This window comes from Pseudophaeobacter profundi (assembly GCF_029697505.1).
GTDB lineage: Bacteria > Pseudomonadota > Alphaproteobacteria > Rhodobacterales > Rhodobacteraceae > Pseudophaeobacter > Pseudophaeobacter profundi.
Genome location: NZ_JARJEF010000005.1, coordinates 194,031 through 209,259, shown reverse-complemented (window position 1 = coordinate 209,259; position 15,229 = coordinate 194,031). Strand labels below are relative to the sequence as shown.

Annotated in this window: 14 protein-coding genes, 1 tRNA gene and 1 pseudogene; 7 read left to right on the top strand and 9 right to left on the bottom strand. The window is 59.7% G+C overall.

Going from position 1 to position 15,229, the window contains the following annotated elements; all coding sequences use genetic code 11:
• Positions 1–344 precede the first annotated feature (344 nt).
• The 3 genes from P2081_RS10720 to dgcN form a co-directional block, all read right to left on the bottom strand.
• Positions 345–1,208 (bottom strand): D-amino-acid transaminase, encoded by an 864-nt coding sequence (locus P2081_RS10720; RefSeq protein ID WP_278922857.1) that lies wholly within the window; start codon positions 1,206–1,208, stop codon positions 345–347.
• Positions 1,209–1,282: 74 nt separating this feature from the next.
• Positions 1,283–2,248 carry an N-acetyl-D-Glu racemase DgcA gene (dgcA, locus tag P2081_RS10715; RefSeq protein WP_278922856.1) on the bottom strand — a complete coding sequence of 322 codons (966 nt, stop codon included), beginning with the start codon at positions 2,246–2,248 and terminating at the stop codon, positions 1,283–1,285.
• 81 nt (positions 2,249–2,329) lie between these two features.
• Positions 2,330–3,331, bottom strand: coding sequence for an N-acetyltransferase DgcN (dgcN, locus tag P2081_RS10710; RefSeq protein ID WP_278922855.1), 1,002 nt, complete (start codon positions 3,329–3,331; stop codon positions 2,330–2,332).
• A gap of 303 nt (positions 3,332–3,634) precedes the next feature.
• Between dgcN and P2081_RS10705 the strand changes: the two genes are divergently transcribed.
• Entirely contained in the window at positions 3,635–4,594 is a 960-nt protein-coding gene (locus P2081_RS10705; protein WP_278922854.1) for an L-malyl-CoA/beta-methylmalyl-CoA lyase, read from the top strand.
• A gap of 93 nt (positions 4,595–4,687) precedes the next feature.
• Complete coding sequence (locus tag P2081_RS10700) at positions 4,688–5,302, top strand: hypothetical protein (protein WP_278922853.1); 615 nt, start codon at positions 4,688–4,690, stop codon at positions 5,300–5,302.
• On the opposite strand, the gene P2081_RS10695 is transcribed toward P2081_RS10700, so the two are convergent.
• Positions 5,299–5,751: an Lrp/AsnC family transcriptional regulator gene (locus tag P2081_RS10695; protein WP_232402919.1), complete on the bottom strand. Its 453-nt coding sequence runs from the start codon at positions 5,749–5,751 to the stop codon at positions 5,299–5,301. The genes P2081_RS10700 and P2081_RS10695 overlap by 4 nt on opposite strands.
• Positions 5,752–5,823: 72 nt before the next feature.
• Between P2081_RS10695 and P2081_RS10690 the strand changes: the two genes are divergently transcribed.
• Positions 5,824–6,420 carry a LysE family translocator gene (locus P2081_RS10690; protein ID WP_278922852.1) on the top strand — a complete coding sequence of 199 codons (597 nt, stop codon included), beginning with the start codon at positions 5,824–5,826 and terminating at the stop codon, positions 6,418–6,420.
• Positions 6,421–6,437: 17 nt separating this feature from the next.
• Here P2081_RS10690 and P2081_RS10685 read toward each other — a convergent pair.
• Positions 6,438–6,970: pseudogene (locus P2081_RS10685) on the bottom strand (AraC family transcriptional regulator).
• 161 nt (positions 6,971–7,131) lie between these two features.
• Between P2081_RS10685 and P2081_RS10680 the strand changes: the two are divergent.
• A complete protein-coding gene (locus P2081_RS10680) occupies positions 7,132–8,094 on the top strand; it encodes an acetyl-CoA carboxylase carboxyltransferase subunit alpha (RefSeq protein ID WP_278922851.1) in 963 nt (320 codons plus the stop codon).
• Between the two features lie 59 nt (positions 8,095–8,153).
• Here P2081_RS10680 and P2081_RS10675 read toward each other — a convergent pair whose 3' ends face one another.
• From P2081_RS10675 to P2081_RS10665, 3 genes are all read right to left on the bottom strand, one after another.
• Positions 8,154–8,609: a GNAT family N-acetyltransferase gene (locus P2081_RS10675; protein ID WP_369011407.1), complete on the bottom strand. Its 456-nt coding sequence runs from the start codon at positions 8,607–8,609 to the stop codon at positions 8,154–8,156.
• Positions 8,610–8,646: 37 nt separating this feature from the next.
• On the bottom strand, positions 8,647–9,312 hold the full coding sequence (locus tag P2081_RS10670; RefSeq protein ID WP_278922850.1) for a GntR family transcriptional regulator: 666 nt from the start codon (positions 9,310–9,312) through the stop codon (positions 8,647–8,649).
• 100 nt (positions 9,313–9,412) lie between these two features.
• The gene (locus P2081_RS10665) at positions 9,413–10,102 is read right to left on the bottom strand and encodes a M48 family metallopeptidase (protein ID WP_278922849.1); all 690 of its coding nucleotides are present in this window, start codon (positions 10,100–10,102) and stop codon (positions 9,413–9,415) included.
• A 100-nt stretch (positions 10,103–10,202) separates the two neighbouring features.
• On the opposite strand from P2081_RS10665, the gene P2081_RS10660 reads away from it, so the two are divergent.
• The 3 genes from P2081_RS10660 (at position 10,203) to P2081_RS10650 (ending at position 11,086) form a co-directional block, all read left to right on the top strand.
• Entirely contained in the window at positions 10,203–10,535 is a 333-nt protein-coding gene (locus P2081_RS10660; protein WP_278922848.1) for a TIGR02300 family protein, read from the top strand.
• Between the two features lie 189 nt (positions 10,536–10,724).
• Positions 10,725–10,800 (top strand) — tRNA-Ala (locus P2081_RS10655).
• 169 nt (positions 10,801–10,969) lie between these two features.
• The gene (locus tag P2081_RS10650; RefSeq protein WP_278922847.1) at positions 10,970–11,086 is read left to right on the top strand and encodes an AAA family ATPase; all 117 of its coding nucleotides are present in this window, start codon (positions 10,970–10,972) and stop codon (positions 11,084–11,086) included.
• Positions 11,087–11,222: 136 nt separating this feature from the next.
• On the opposite strand, the gene P2081_RS10645 is transcribed toward P2081_RS10650, so the two are convergent.
• Positions 11,223–15,206 carry an Ig-like domain-containing protein gene (locus tag P2081_RS10645; RefSeq protein WP_278922846.1) on the bottom strand — a complete coding sequence of 1,328 codons (3,984 nt, stop codon included), beginning with the start codon at positions 15,204–15,206 and terminating at the stop codon, positions 11,223–11,225.
• Positions 15,207–15,229: the final 23 nt, after the last annotated feature.

Here is a 15,229-nt window from a genome sequence, read left to right as displayed (position 1 = left end):
TCGCGCGAACATCCGCTACATATTTATCAAGGATAACGAGATGCGCATTTTTCTGGCCGCCTGTGCCGCCTTCTGTTTTTCGGCCAGCTCCGGCCTTAGTCAAAGCCCCTCTTCATACCCAGCGATAGTGACGCTCGGCGAGGGGACCATTCTGGAACACGGCGGAGGCTGCCGCAAATCATCACCACCGGGGCAGTGTTGTCACAAACAAACCAGCACAGGCCGCGTGCACTGTCACTAAAGCGTCCCGCCTTTGACCTGCACCAGATGGCGACATGACTAAAGGCCAGACTCCGTCGGAGCCTGGCCTTTTATTGGTCGTATTGGTTTTCCCAAAGGGAAATTCAGATCGCCGCGTTCAGGCTCTCTTCCAGATAGATTTCCCGCAAGCGCTTGGCGATTGGGCCTGGGGTGCCATCGCCCAGCGCGACGCCGTCGATTTCGATCACCGGCATCACAAAGGCGCTGGCCGATGTGGTGAAGGCCTCGTCGGCCTCTTTGGCCTCATCAATGGTAAAGAGACGCTCTTCCACCACCATCTGGGCCTCAGCTGCCATGCGCAACACCGCCTTGCGGGTGATGCCATGCAGGATGTCGTTGCTCAGCGGGCGGGTGACGATCTTGCCATCCTTGACGAAATAGGCGTTGTTCGAGGTGCCTTCGGTGACATAACCATCTTCGATCAGCCAGGCATCATCGGCGCCCGCCTTCTTGGCCATCATCTTGCCCATCGAAGGGTAGAGCAGCTGCACGGTCTTGATGTCGCGACGCCCCCAGCGGATATCTTCGATAGAGATGATCTTGGCGCCCTTCTTGGCGGCAGGGTTGTCGGCCAGGCCGGGTTTGTTCTGGGTGAACAAAACGATTGTCGGCTTGGTGGTTTCGGGATCGGGAAAGACAAAGTCACGATCCCCGTCCGACCCACGGGTAACCTGCAGATAGACCAGACCTTCGACGATCTCGTTGCGGGCGACTAGCTCGCGGTGGATCTCCAGCAGTTCTTCCTTGGTGCAGGGTGCCTGCATGTCGAGCTCATCCAGCGACCGCGCCAGACGCACCGCGTGGCCGTCAAAATCAATCAGCTTGCCATTCAGCACGCTGGTCACTTCGTAGACGCCATCGGCCATCAGAAAGCCACGGTCGAAGATCGAAATCTTGGCTTCGGTTTCGGGCAGGTATTCGCCGTTTACATAAACAGTGCGGGTCATGTCATTTTCCTTGTCTCTGCGGGCCTTGCCCGTCCTCACCAAAGAGGATCCACCGGATCGCCTATATGGTCGTTCTATCCCCAAAGCGCGGTCTGCGGTGGGTGTACACCCTCGGCGTCAAATTTCAATGGGACCTCGCGGTCTTCGGCCAGTAGCAGCGGCCCGTCAAGATCTGTCACCAAAACCCCCTGCGCCAGCAAGGTCGCAGGGGCCATCGCCAATGACGATCCCACCATGCAGCCCACCATGACATCATAGCCCAGTGCCAGGGCCTCTTGGCGCAGCTTCAAAGCTTCGGTCAGCCCACCGGTCTTGTCCAGCTTGATGTTGACCACATCATATTTGCCTTTCAGCTTGGGCAGGCTGGCACGGTCATGGCAGCTCTCATCGGCGCAGACAGGCACCGGGCGGTCCAGACCGATCAGCGCGTCATCTTCACCAGCTGGCAGCGGCTGTTCCACCAGTTCCACGCCAAGGCGCACCAGATGCGGGGCCAACGCGGCATAGACTTCGGCCGACCAGCCTTCATTGGCATCGATAATAATCTTGGCCTCTGGCGCACCGGCGCGCACGGCCTCTAGCCGGGGCATGTCGTCCGGGGTGCCCAGCTTGATCTTCAACAGCGGGCGATGTGCGTTTTCAGCCGCCTGTTTGCGCATCTCGTCCGGGCTGGCCAGCGACAGGGTATAGGCGGTAATTTCCGGGCCGGGCGCGGGCAGACCGGCCAGTTCCCAGACGGGTTTTCCTGCCTGCTTGGCCTCCAGATCCCAAAGGGCGCAATCCACCGCGTTACGGGCTGCCCCGGCGGGCAGCAGGTCTTGCAGTTCGGCGCGGGTGAAATCGGCGGGCAGGCCCTCGATCTCGGCGGTGACGCTTTCCAGCGTTTCATCATAGCGGGCATAGGGCACGCATTCGCCCCAGCCAGTGACGCCATCCTGTTCAACCCTAACCGTCAGCACCTTGGCCTCGGTGCGCGACCCACGAGAGATGGTAAAGACCTGCGCCAATTTAAAAACATCGGGCGTCACAGAGATATGCATGTCGCATCCTTTCAAAGGGTAGGCAGAGCCAAACAGCAGGCAGAAAAAGGGCGCCTGTTCCCAGACGCCCCCGTGTAAAGATCAGATCGCGGCGAGCGCGTCTACCAAACGCCCAGCGCCGTGGCGATAGGGGTCAACCGCCGGGATGCCCATACGTGCTTCGACTTCGGAAAGATATGCCACCGCGTCTTCTTCGGTCAGATGCTGGGTGTTGACAGAAATACCAACAACCTTGCAATCGGCATTGGCCCGCAGCGCCAGAGGCAGGGCCACATCGCGCAGCTCTTCCAGGCTCGGCACCGAGTAATCCGGCAGGCCGCGCATGTGCGCGCGGGTTGGCTCATGGCACAGGATCAGCGCATCAGCCTGACCGCCATGCACCAGCGCCATGGTGACCCCCGAATAGGAGATGTGGAACAAAGAGCCCTGCCCTTCGATCAGATCCCAGTGATCGTCGTCATTGTCGGGTGTCAGATATTCTACTGATCCCGCCATGAAATCGGCAACCACCGCATCCAGCGGCACGCCGTGACCGGTGATCAGGATGCCGGTCTGGCCAGTGGCGCGGAAGGTCGACTTCATGCCGCGTTCCTGCATTTCGGCGTCCATCGCCAGGGCGGTGTACATCTTGCCAACAGAACAATCGGTGCCAACCGCAAGACAGCGTTTGCCCCGGCGCTTGACGCCATTGGCAATCGGATAGCCAACGGTGGGCACACGCACATCGTGAAGGGTACCGCCATAGGTCTGCGCTGCAGCGACAAGATCGCCTTCATCGCGCAGCAAGTTGTGCAGGCCAGATGCCAGATCATAGCCCATTTCCAGCGCCTGGATCAGCACTTCTTTCCAGGCCGCAGAAATCAGCCCACCCCGGTTGGCAACGCCAATCACCAGAGTCTTGGCGCCGGCCGCCTTGGCCTCGGCAAGGGTCATCTCGGTCAGGCCAAGATCCGCGCCACAGCCGGGCAGACGGATCTGGCCCACCGCATGGTCAGGGCGCCAGTCACGGATGCCAATCGCAACCTTGGCAGCCAGCATGTCGGGCGCATCGCCCAGGAACAACAGATATGGTGTCTCGATCATCTCGGGCCCTCCAAAGGATTTCTAGTTCTGGGCGATTCTAGTTGAAGGGCAAAGCGATGCGGTCCCGTTTTTGCTTTTGCAGCGTAGTAGTTTTGGGAGAATACAGCACAATCGATGTAAATAATCGAAGAATATTCGATCATTATTCAAAATACCGCCGATCCCTGCGCCCCACTGCCGATTATTGCGCACATGCCGCACAGAAAATGCTGCGCCTGCAAAGTAAGGGTTGCAAGGCCGCGCGCAATTTCTTACCACTTTGCGGGATCAAATCGTAATTTCCTTACCCAAAGGATTGCCTCTATGAGCTTTCGCATTCAGCCCAGCCCAGTCGCCCGCCCAAACCGCTGCCAGTTGTTTGGCCCCGGCTCCAACACCAAACTGTTCCCCAAAATGGCGGCCTCGGCGGCGGATGTCATCAACCTGGACCTGGAAGATTCGGTTGCCCCTTCCGACAAGGATATTGCCCGCGCCAATATCATCGAGGCCCTGAACACCATTGACTGGGGCAATAAATGCATGTCGGTGCGGATCAATGGACTGGATACGCCCTACTGGTATCGCGATGTGGTTGACCTGCTGGAACAGGCCGGTGATCGGCTGGACCAGATCATGATCCCCAAGGTGGGCTGTGCCGAAGATGTCTATGCGGTGGATGCGCTGGTCACTGCGGTTGAACGCGCCAAGGGCCGTAGCAAACCGGTTTCTTTTGAAGTCATCATCGAATCGGCTGCGGGCATCGCCCATGTGGAAGAGATCGCCGCCGCCTCGCCCCGGATGCAGGCCATGTCGCTGGGCGCGGCCGATTTTGCCGCCTCGATGGGAATGCAGACCACCGGGATCGGTGGCACCCAGGAAAACTATTACATGCTGCACGGCGGCGAAAAGCACTGGTCCGACCCCTGGCACTGGGCCCAGGCCGCCATTGTCGCCGCCTGTCGCACCCACGGGGTGCTGCCGGTGGATGGTCCCTTTGGCGATTTCTCAGATGATGAGGGCTATATCGCACAAGCAAAACGTTCGGCCACGCTGGGTATGGTGGGAAAATGGGCTATCCACCCCAAGCAGATCAGCCTTGCCAATGAGGTCTTCACCCCCTCTGAAACCGCCGTCGCAGAGGCCCGCGAAATTCTGGCCGCGATGGAACAGGCAAAGGCCAATGGCGAAGGTGCAACCGTCTACAAGGGCCGCCTGGTCGATATCGCCTCGATCAAACAGGCCGAAGTCATCGTGGCCCAGTCAGAGCTGATCGCCAATAGCTAAAGCCTTTGACGCAAAGCACTCTACCCGCAAAGATCAAAGGGCGCCTCTTGGGTGCCCTTTTTTTTGCAATCACGCGCGCCTGAAGGTGATGTCATGCCCGATTTGACCCTGTTTCATACCGCCGAAGTCCATGTGGCGAGCTTTGATGTACTAGCCCCGCAGGCACTGCTGGCGCATGTGGTGCGTCCAGACTGGCTCACACGGGCGCAGACCGGCATGACAGCAGAGCTGCGGCAGGAAATCTCTGCCGCCATTGAGGCAACACCGGGGCCTGTGCTATGCAGTTGCACCACCATCGGCGCAGTGGCCGAAATGGCCGGTGCCACCCGCATTGACTGGCCGATGATGCAGCGCGCCGCAGAGATCGGCGGGCCGGTGATGATGGTCTATTGTCTGGACAGCACCCGCGCCCCTTCGACTGCCCTGTTAGAGCGCGCCTTTGCAGAGCGGGGCAGAGCCGCCGAGATCCGCCCCCTGCCGCTTCCCGACCTCTGGCCCCATTTTATCGAGGGCGACACCCCGCTGTTCCACGCAAAAATCGCAACCCAGGTCGAAACAAGCCTAGCCCTGGCGCCTGACACCTCTTGCGTGGTGCTTGCACAGGCTTCCATGGCGGGGGCAAAGGACCTGCTGCAGCACTGCACCGCCCTGCCCGTTCTTGCGTCCCCGGCGATTGCGATTGCAACACTGCTGCCCCTCCGCAGCTAGGCCCGTAGATCCTTGGGAGAGCCCATCACCACATAGGTAGTGATAGCAGTCACAAAGGGAGAGGTGCCCAGAATATCAGTGTGAAACCGTTTGTAGCTGGGCAGATCAGCGCATTCGATCCGCAACAGGTACTCGATGGTGCCGGTGATATTATGGCATTCCACCACCTCCGGGGCCTCTTGCATGGCGCGTTCAAAGGCCGTCTGCGCCTCTTTGGTGTGTTCGCCCAGGCCAACCCCAATATAGGTAACAAACCCCGCGCCCATGGCATCGCGGTCCAACACGGCACGGTAACCGGTAATCACCCCAGCCTGTTCCAGATCCTGCACCCGGCGCAGACAGGCCGAGGGCGACAGCCCAACGCGATCAGCCAATTCAAGATTGCTGATGCGGCCATCGCGGGTGAGCTCACGCAATATATGTTGGTTTATCTGATCATTCTTTGCCATTGATTGCAAAAATACGCAGAATACACACGAAAACGCAATTTCATTTGGGGCAATACGCAGCAAATTCACTCAATGACATATGAACTCTTTCTGGCGCTTGCGCTTTTTGCCTTTGTGTCCTCGATCACGCCGGGACCGAACAATCTGATGCTGATGGCCTCGGGGGCCAACTTTGGCTTTCGCCGCACCATCCCGCATATGCTTGGGGTGGCGCTTGGCTTTGTCTTCATGGTGGTTCTGGTGGGCGCAGGGCTGGTGCAGATATTTGATGCGATACCGCTGACCTATACCCTGCTCAAGATCTGTTCAGTGGTCTACCTGCTGTACCTGGCGTGGAAAATTGCCAATGCCGGCCCCGCGCAGGCCAGCGGTGCGACCGGAACGCCGATGACATTTCTACAGGCAGCGGCCTTTCAATGGGTCAACCCAAAGGCCTGGGCCATGGCGCTGACCGCGATCACGGCCTACACCCCCGACCAAACCCTATGGGCGATCTTTCTGGTCGGTGCGGTCTTTGGCGCGATCAACCTGCCTTCGGTGGGATCCTGGACCATCCTGGGCCAGCAGATGGCACGTTTCCTGACCAATCCGCGCCGCCTGACACAGTTCAACTGGTTGATGGCCGGGCTGCTCGTGGCCTCGCTCTATCCGGTGATCTGGCCGCAATAACTGCGGCCAGCCCTCTCCTACTTCAACGGCAGGCAGATCTCGGTCAGCAGCTCTTCCGGGGCGACCTCACGCGGATTGTTAAGATAGATCTCGCAACAGGGGGCCTCTGCCGGTTCTTCACCTGCTTCCGGCAACCAATTGCCAAACAGGCTATGATAGGCTGCCGAAATCCCGGCATAGGGTCCCTTGTAGGTCAGCACCGCAACCCTGCCCGCAGCTATGGTCGCATCCCCCAGACCGTCTGGCGTTGGGCCGCCTTGAAATTCGCCACCCGCAAAGCTGCGCAACTGCGCCTCTGGCGTTGCATCGGGGTTGTCGTAATTAATCGCCACCGAGGCACCGATCTGCGCCAGCCTGGTCTCGCCGGTGACAGCATGAAACACTCGGTGCCAATGGAATCGCGACATCGCCGCCATATCAGACAACTGATCTAGGACAGGTCTCCAGCCGGGTTATCATGGATATAGTCGAGGACGCGCAGAATGCGCTTTTCGTAGGCAGAGACCCTGACCTTGGGGTTCCCTTTGTGGTGTCCGAACAGATTTGGCATGGTTGCAATCTACCAATCTTGCGGAACCGATGCCCGCATCGCATTCTTTTGCCGCCCACAGTCTATACCCCGGCAGGGCACAAATTGACGGCGCAGTCGGGCAACAGTTGCATCTGGGCGCGCAGAGGGCCATATACGGCAAAACGCGAGAGCGAGGCGATATGACACAGTATCTGGAATTTGAAAAACCGCTGGCCGAAATCGAAGGCAAAGCAGAAGAACTTCGCGCCCTGGCACGGGCCAATGAAGAGATGGATATGGCCGATGAGGCCGCAGCGCTGGACGTCAAAGCCGAGCAGCTGCTGAAGGATCTTTATAAAGAGCTGACCCCCTGGCGCAAATGCCAGGTAGCGCGTCATCCGGAACGGCCCCATTGCCGCGACTATATCGACGCGCTCTTTACAGAATACACACCGCTGGCCGGCGACCGGAACTTTGCCGATGACCTCGCGGTCATGGGCGGATTGGCCCGGTTCAATGATCAGCCCGTGATGGTGATCGGCCATGAAAAGGGATCCAACACCAAGGCGCGCATCCTGCACAACTTTGGCATGGCCCGCCCCGAAGGCTATCGCAAGGCCGTGCGGCTGATGGAAATGGCCGGCCGCTTTGGCCTGCCCGTGGTCACACTGGTGGATACCACCGGGGCCTATCCCGGCAAGGGTGCCGAAGAACGCGGCCAATCCGAGGCCATTGCCCGTTCAACCGAGATGAGCCTGAAAATCGGCGTGCCGGTGGTTTCAGTTATCATCGGCGAAGGCGGGTCCGGCGGCGCTGTGGCCTTTGCCACCGCCAACCGTGTCGCGATGCTGGAACATGCGGTCTATTCGGTGATTTCGCCAGAAGGCTGCGCCTCTATTCTGTGGAAAGACGCCGAAAAGATGCGCGAAGCCGCCGAAGCCCTGCGTCTCACCGCGCAAAACCTGCATGAACTCGCGGTGATCAACCGGATCATCCCCGAACCCCTGGGCGGTGCACATCGCGACGCCAAGACCACGATGGCTTCGGTTGGGCTTGCCATTCAGGACATGCTCGACGAGTTGAAGGACCTGGATGGCGCAGAGCTGATCAAGGACCGTCGTCAAAAGTTCCTCGACATCGGCTCCAAAGGGCTGGCAGCCTAAGGCTATCCCAACCAACAAAAAAGTCGGCGAATGCGTCGGCTTTTTCAGGGCTGGCTTGCTCACACGGTTCTCTTGGCGGTTCCCAGATTTTTGCGCATCGAAACGCGATTGCCTTTGCGTTCGTATTCTTGCCAGCCAAGGTATTGGTACAACCGCACGTTCTCAGGCATATCAACATGTGTGCTGAGACGCATTTCGCTAACCCCCTGCCGCTTGGCCTCGTTTTCCGCGTATTCCATCAGCGCACGACCCAAGCCCTTGCCCGCGTGATCGGGGTGAACCGCGATGTTGGCTAGCTTCAAGACCCCCTCATGGGCAGAGAGAAACAAGCCCGCAATCACTTGACCGCTTTCGGTCGCGACCCAGACTTGGCTCTGCTCAATTTCCTCTGAAATCCCAGAGGAGACGGGTGGCAGGTCGGAAATACGGCTGGCATATTTAGCATAGGCTGCATCAATGCAGGCGGTCAGAGCCTCTGCATCTGCAGCATTTGCCTTTCGTATTTCTCTAGGCATCTGTTCCAAATCTCTTTCCACGTTCACTTGTTTGGGCCTAGACCACCAGCAGCCGCAGGCCCTGTGTCACGTCGGATCGCACCGCCAGACGCAGGCCCGGTTCGTCACCAGCCTTGAGGGCGGCAATGATCAGCCGGTGGTTCTGCGGCGGATCGGTGCGCCGCAGCCGCCCATAGAGCGCCCGCATGGTAGGCCCAAGCTGCAGCCAGACCGTTTCTGCCATGGCCAGCATAGCCGGCGCCTGCGCCCGCAGATAAAGCGTGCGGTGAAATTCAAGATTGGTGCGAATATAGCCAACCGCGTCCCGTTTAGAGACCTTCTCGGCGATGGTCATATTGATGGCTTGCAGCCGATCAATCAGCGCCATATGCGCCCGTGGCAGGGCACGGCTGGACAGCTCGACCTCGATCAACGCCCGCAGGGCCGCCAGTTCTTCGATCCGCTCATTGCTCAGCTCAGGCGTGGCAACTCGCCCCGAGGAGGACAGCGACAGCGCCCCCTCGGCCACCAGACGGCGCAGGGATTCGCGCGCCGGGGTCATCGAAACCCCATATTCGCGGCCAATACCGCGCAGGGTCAGCGCCTCGCCCGGGGCAATGTCACCATACATGATCCGCGCCCGCAGCGCCCGGTAAACCCTATCATGGGCCGAAGCACTGGTATCGGTGGCGGGCGCTGCAATGGGTTTGACTGGTATCGACATGGTGCATGTCTGTGATCACAAACATAGCGCAGGTCAAGCGCCGAATGCATGCCGCGCCATTTGCTGCAACCAGCCAGCCCAGATTTCGGCCGAGGCCCGCCTAAACAGGCTCAAACCGGTAGCGATGCAGCCCGCCCCCCTCTTGGCGCAGCCAGCGGCGCGGTGCCGTGCTGTCGCCATAGAGCCGCGCCACCACGGCCCAGAAATCAGCCGAATGGTTCATCTCGACCAGATGCGCCACCTCATGGGCGGCGACATAAGACAGCACCTCACGCGGGGCCAGAATCAGACGCCAGGAATACATCAGCGTCCCGGCAGAGGAACAAGACCCCCAGCGCGAGCGGGTGTCGCGCAGGCTCAGCTTGGCATAGGCGCGCCCGACCTGCGCCGCATAGTGATCGGAACGCTCTGCCAGCCGATCCCGGGCCAGTTCTTTCAGGTAGCGTTGCAGTGACTTTGCCGGGTTGCTACCGCCAATGGCAACTGTGTCCTCGGCCAGTTTCACCCCGCGCGCCGACCCGGGCACGATGCGACGCGGCACTCCTTCAACGGGAAGTATACTGCCAAAACCAACCGCAACCGGCACTGGATGGCGCGCCAGATGATCGCGGATCCAGGCCTCTTTTTCAGCGGCGAAGTCCAGTGCTTCGCGCGCCGCCAGCCGCTTGGGCAGCGTCAGCGTCACCCGCCCGTCCAGCGCCGATATGCGCAGGCTGATCCGTTTCGCCCGCGCCGAGCGCCGCAGAATCAGCGGGACCGGTGGATCTCCGGGCAGGTGATATGCGCTCATGGCGGTGTCCCTTTATGGCAAAGGCTTTGACAGTGCCTACCTCATATGGCAAGGCAACTGAATCGTCGATACGACTCACCAGTAAATCAAGGGGACCCACATGCCCAACGAAGAATGGGGCGTAAAGCGCGTCTGCCCAACCACCGGCAAGCGGTTTTATGACCTGAACAAAAATCCGATCGTCAGCCCCTACACGGGCGAAGTTGTTGAACTCAGCACTGGCAAAAGCCGGATGATCGAAGCCGACGCAGCGGATGCCGCCAGCAACAAAGCCAAAGAAAACGACGCCGATGACAGCGATGTTCTGGACGATGACGACACAGACGTCGATCTGGATCTGGGCGATGACGTTCTGGACGACGACGACGACGACGATGATACCGTGCCGCTCGAAGAGATCGCCGATGTCGCGTCTGAAGACGACGATACCTAAGGCCAGCCCAGGCTGCGCAACCTCTCCCAAGCAGCCCACCGGCTGCCTGGGGATCAGGCAAGAAGCCTTGGCAAAAAAACTCGTGACGATGGTGCATTTTCCTCTTGCGGCCCGCTCCATCGTCCCTTAAATCACCCTCACACCGCAAGACGGACAGGCCTACGGCCCAGACATCTAGCGGAGTGATTTGGGGCCTTAGCTCAGCTGGGAGAGCGCCTGCATGGCATGCAGGAGGTCAGGAGTTCGATCCTCCTAGGCTCCACCAAATCACCCTTTGAAAATCCCACGACAGTATAGAGTTTGGTCATAGGCTTTGCAGCTGACGCGTGGGCGCGTATTGTTTTCCACTGGAAAATCAATGCAACTGCGTTTCACGCCAATGGCGTGAAAACCGCCGTGCAGCCCTCTCCCGCGATAAAACTCGAGGATCGCCCATGAGCGACCACGTCTTCGTCGTGACGGGTGGTCCGGGTGCGGGCAGGACCAGACTCATTGAAGAACTCGCCCACCATGGCCTGCACACAATCCCCGAAACGGGCCGCAGGACCTGATCGCCGACGGTGCGGCACAGGCCATCTCCGCCCCCCCCTTATCGTCGACCGCGGCATTCCCGACATTCTGGGCTAACTGATGCTTTGCTCCACTCCCATGGCCGCCCCACATCGCCGAGGCGGCCAAGGCAAACCGTTAGAATGCAAAGGAATAGGTTCCCTCCACACCGTAGCTGGCGTAGCCACGGGCGCCGATGCCGTCGCCGAACGCGTTGAATTGGAACCGGCCACCACCGGGCAACACACCACCGTAGCCCAGTTCCAACCGCAGGCGTCCACCTTCATAGGCGGGCTCGCGCAGGGCGGCAGCACCGGATCCTGAGGTTGCCGACCAAATCCCCGAAAGACCGCCCGTCAGAACCCGCTGGCCGGTCTCGCGCGCCAGCTGCAGTTCGAAATCCGCGCCCAGCTCCAGATTGGTCAACTGAAACCCCTGAGCCGGGATCGTGTTGCCAAGGCTGTCGGTATAGGCATGCTGATCATCGCGGGCATGACTGGCCGTCAGGAAGGGAAAGACGCTCCATCCGCCGCTGATGACCTCTCCGGTGATACCGAGTTGGGCGAGCCAGCGTTCGGTTTTGAACTGATCGCGATACGTGCCAAGCGGTGCGATATCGTTGTTGGATTGCCCATAAAGAATACGCGCGCTGAAAATCACCGGCTGATCGGGCAAGCGATACACCGCATATGGTCCGACCAGCCAGCCATAGCCGTCGACCTCGGCGGGGCCTTCGGTGGTTTCGGCATAGTCCAGTTGCAGCATCGCCCCCAGCAGCAGATTTGGCTTTACCTCGATATGCCGCCCAATGGTCGCAAGCGCGTAGCCACTGTCTTGACCATCGCTCTCGCTGACGGCAGCGCGGAAGGTGCCCCATGCTCCGCCTTGCGGGGCGATTGCCATATCCATGTTGAACCGACCACGGGTGACGGCAGCATTCATCTGGTTGCCTGTGCTGCGCCCAAGCAAGAAATCAGCCACGCGCGGCTGGTTGCTGATCAGATTGTTGGTCCGGGCCTGCATGAAGCCTGCAATCAACTGGCTGGTTTGTTCCACAATCCGGTTCACCGCCGTCATCTCGTTTGACGCCGCATTGGGAATGCCGTTGCTGTCCTGTGCCACACCCGCCGGGAGGGAAACCGCAAGATCCCCCTGACCACTGGCCCGCAGTTGTGCCTGATAGGTCGCACCGTTGCCGCTGAGCGACTGTACCTCTCCGCCAGAGATCACCAGATCACTGGCCGTCAGCCCGGTGACCGCACGCGAGAACTGAATGTTGATCTGATGCTGCCCCGGACCGCTGAAGCTATTGGGAAGCCCTGCGAGGGTTACGCTTACATCCGTACGCAGGATGATCCTGACCTGATCACTATGGGTTTCGGTGCCATCATCTACGGTAAGGGTGAAATCCAGCTCCTGATCTGGATCTCCGGGGGAAATGCCGGGGGTGGTAAAGCTGGGTTGTGCCGCAGCCGGGTCGCTCAGGCTGATGCCCGCAGGGGGCGTCCAGCGGTAGCTCAGGCTGTCGCCATCGGGATCGGTCGACCCTGATCCATCCAAAGTGACGAGCACACCACCACCAGCAACCTGGTCCGACCCGGCGTCCGCTACGGGGGCCTCATTGGTGAAACCTGTGGCCGAGAGTGTGGCAACCGCATTGGTGTTTCCTCTGCTGTCCTGCGCGACGCCTGCGGGCAGGGTGATCGAAACCGGACCACGCGCCACCGGGGTAACATCAAACTGATAAGAACTGGGTGAGCTCGCCGAAAATGCACTGAGGGTGAGGTTCTGAAGCTGTAGATCCGCCTCATCAAAGCCGGTCACATCGCGGCTGAAACTTACAGTTATCGTCTCGGTCCCACGAATGTCGGACGGCAGCCCCGAAAGCGTGGCGGCAACCTGCGCCATTACCGTCACGCCAACGGTGTCTTGATGCGTCTCTGTGCCATCATCGACCGTCAGCGTGATCGACAGCACCTTATCCGGATCACCGGGCGACAGGGTCGGCGCGGCAAAGCTGGGCTGTGCCATCGTCGCGTCGCTCAGCGTAACCCCTGCGGGCGCGCTCCAGTGATAGGTGAGCGCATCGCCATTGGGGTCGGCACTCGCGCTGCCGTCCAATGTGACGTCTGCGCCGCTTTGCACCACCTGATCTGGCCCTGCGTTGGCCACCGGCGTGGTGTTATAGACTGTGCTCACGGGGGCTGCGGCGACAGAGAAAACACCGGGCACCCCTGCGACTGCCACATGTTGTGCGGCATCCGCAGGGATAGAAATTGTGATGGAGGCACTGCCGTCCGGGGTAATCCGGGCGGTATAATTCGCACCGCTCCCCGCAAGGGACGAGAGCGTACCACCGCTGATCTGAATGTCCGACCCGGTGAACCCTTCGACGGTTTTGGAAAACGTGATGGTTGCATCGAACGCACCACCAACCGATGTGGGCATACCAGTAATCTCCGGTCGTGGCTCGTCCACATCCGCATAACCAAGATCTATCCGGGTCTCGGCGCTGAGGTTTCCGGCGACATCCCTGAACATCCCGGCAGGGAAGGTCACATGGACCGGGCCGTCACGTTGCGGGACAATCGTATAGCGCATTTTGTTGTCAGGAAGAATGCTCCTGCCCATGCGCACGACTGTATCGGGAAACGTGGCTGAGTATCCGAGTACAAATATCGTGCCAGATGGGTATTCGACAACAGAACGATAGCCAACATAGGGGGTGGTACTGGCGCCCGCATCCACCAGCGTGATGGTGGGCGCAGTGGTGTCCACAACACCAGAGAGCGTGTTGGAGGCCGTGTTTGCTACGCTGCGAAAGTTGGACACCGCACCTGCTGGCAGGGTCAGCGATATGGCGCCGTCCCCATCCGGCGTCGCGGTCAAAGTGTAGGTCTGCGTCTGGCCATATGCGGGCGTCGGCGACCCTGCAGACAGGTTCGAGAGCGTCAGATTGGTTGCGTCAAAATCCGACAATTGCAGCGCATCCGAAGTATCCACGCCCGCATTGAATTCCACCGTCACGGTCTGCGCGCCGACCACATTGCCGCTAAATCCGGACAGAGACGGGGTCATGGTGGCAGGAACATCCACCACTTCGATGGTCATGCTCTTGGTGTCGCAGGTCGTGTAGACGCAGGTTTCCAGCGTTGCGGAAAAAGTACCGAAGGTCATGTAAGTGTGAATCGGGTTCTGTGACGTGCTGGTATCTCCGTCGCCAAAGTCCCAGTTCCAAGTCTTCAACGCCGGTGGAGTAGATGAGGATTGGTCTGTGAAGAAAACGGTATGCGGCACCGAAATTCCGAATCCAGGGTTAGCAGTGAAATCCGCTGTAACACTGACCGTTTCCGCTGTGCCGCTCAGCGTGTTGGAAACAGGATTGGGCAGGGATACACTGTCGGTGACGCTATGTGCAGGCACCTGGACCGTCACGGTACCCGGTCCATCGGGTGCAACCGTGAACGTATAGGTGGCACCCGATCCGGCGAAGCTGGAAATGGTGGCATTTGTCACCTGGATGTCCGACGCGTCAAAGCCGTCGACTGTCTCGCTAAAGGTGGCGGTGACGATCTGTGGATTGATAAAAGTGCCGCTTAGCCCCGAAAGGGTGACGGTCGGAACCGGATCAAGCAAGGTTTCTTCTGAGACCAGCTGGGTGCCTGTGGCTCCCGTCAGCCCGTGCCTACCGCGGTAGAGGCCATCCCCAGGCCTGACGAACTCGAACTCGAACCCAAACCAATCCTCGGCTGCATAAGACGCGGCGGGCGTACTCTGCACGAGATTTCTGACGGATGTAAAACTGCAATAGTCTTCCAAGATCGTTTCTGTGATGGCAGGGCGACTGATCATACTGCCATCATAATAACTGTACATGTAGCCACCAGCGTCGCGCCCCGCAGCACGAACTTGAGCCCCCGTGCCGCTGCTCTGCATTTCGATGCGGCAAGTGCCGAAACCTTCGTTTCTGATGCTGCCTCCATTCCATCTGTCCAATGCCAGCGCAGGTTCGCCGCCTACGGCGAAAAGCGCTAAGAGCATCGCGGCCCCCATCACCGATCTGCCACAGAGCATTTCAGCTCCCCTCAGCCCCGCCGCTGCGATTCCCTCCAATGTCACCATGCTCCGCCTCCCATCCGGTTCCC

Excerpts from the sequence above, each read along its gene's own strand:
- dgcN (WP_278922855.1), bottom strand. The coding sequence starts at position 3,331 with ATGATCGAGACACCATATCTGTTGTTCCTGGGCGATGCGCCCGACATG.
- P2081_RS10720 (WP_278922857.1), bottom strand. The coding sequence starts at position 1,208 with ATGACCCGCACTGTTTATGTAAACGGCGAATACCTGCCCGAAACCGAA.
- P2081_RS10650 (WP_278922847.1), top strand. The coding sequence starts at position 10,970 with ATGAGCGACCACGTCTTCGTCGTGACGGGTGGTCCGGGTGCGGGCAGG.
- P2081_RS10680 (WP_278922851.1), top strand. The coding sequence starts at position 7,132 with ATGACACAGTATCTGGAATTTGAAAAACCGCTGGCCGAAATCGAAGGC.
- P2081_RS10660 (WP_278922848.1), top strand. The coding sequence starts at position 10,203 with ATGCCCAACGAAGAATGGGGCGTAAAGCGCGTCTGCCCAACCACCGGC.
- P2081_RS10700 (WP_278922853.1), top strand. The coding sequence starts at position 4,688 with ATGCCCGATTTGACCCTGTTTCATACCGCCGAAGTCCATGTGGCGAGC.
- dgcA (WP_278922856.1), bottom strand. The coding sequence starts at position 2,248 with ATGCATATCTCTGTGACGCCCGATGTTTTTAAATTGGCGCAGGTCTTT.
- P2081_RS10705 (WP_278922854.1), top strand. The coding sequence starts at position 3,635 with ATGAGCTTTCGCATTCAGCCCAGCCCAGTCGCCCGCCCAAACCGCTGC.
- P2081_RS10645 (WP_278922846.1), bottom strand. The coding sequence starts at position 15,206 with ATGGTGACATTGGAGGGAATCGCAGCGGCGGGGCTGAGGGGAGCTGAA.
- P2081_RS10695 (WP_232402919.1), bottom strand. The coding sequence starts at position 5,751 with ATGGCAAAGAATGATCAGATAAACCAACATATATTGCGTGAGCTCACC.
- P2081_RS10690 (WP_278922852.1), top strand. The coding sequence starts at position 5,824 with ATGACATATGAACTCTTTCTGGCGCTTGCGCTTTTTGCCTTTGTGTCC.
- P2081_RS10670 (WP_278922850.1), bottom strand. The coding sequence starts at position 9,312 with ATGTCGATACCAGTCAAACCCATTGCAGCGCCCGCCACCGATACCAGT.
- P2081_RS10665 (WP_278922849.1), bottom strand. The coding sequence starts at position 10,102 with ATGAGCGCATATCACCTGCCCGGAGATCCACCGGTCCCGCTGATTCTG.
- P2081_RS10675 (WP_369011407.1), bottom strand. The coding sequence starts at position 8,609 with ATGCCTAGAGAAATACGAAAGGCAAATGCTGCAGATGCAGAGGCTCTG.